The organism is Rhodococcus sp. P4_F3_2 (assembly GCF_056401335.1).
On sequence record NZ_JBFUJN010000186.1, the window covers coordinates 1 to 473 of the forward strand.

Here is a 473-nt window from a genome sequence, read left to right on the forward strand (position 1 = left end):
CTATTAGATAACTTTACGCTTGCAGTTCAAATCTTATTTTCTAATCTTTTTTTTCCATATATTCTGTATCTTTTTCCATACCATCTTCCTTTCAATTGAACGAGATCTTTTGTCAACGCTAATGCTAATAAGGTTGTATTCTTTATATAAGATATCCAAAGCATTAAAACGATACATTCCATGTTGTTGTATAAGTGAATTTCCCGAATTATAGATACATAACCAAGTTTCAATATGTTCTTGAGTCATAGATGTAAGATGCTCTGTTTTTAAATCATATCTAATAGTTAAACCAGAATAATTATCTTGCATAAACGTTTTTCCGATTGAAATACGCTTTCTTACAGGTTTAACTTTTTCAATCATATTGCTCATTCCTATTTCTATATATATCCATGGAGATATAGTTTCAGCATGTATATTATCCTTAGTTATCATAGAGTTAGAGGTATTCAAAAAAAACAGGCATTCTG

1 protein-coding gene is annotated in these 473 nt (G+C 28.8%); it reads right to left on the reverse strand.

Annotated elements, in window-relative coordinates; genetic code table 11:
- Positions 1-33 precede the first annotated feature (33 nt).
- Positions 34-473, reverse strand: a 440-nt coding sequence (locus AC1DWA_RS33345; protein WP_477917756.1) for a hypothetical protein, incomplete at its 5' end; no start/stop codon positions are given.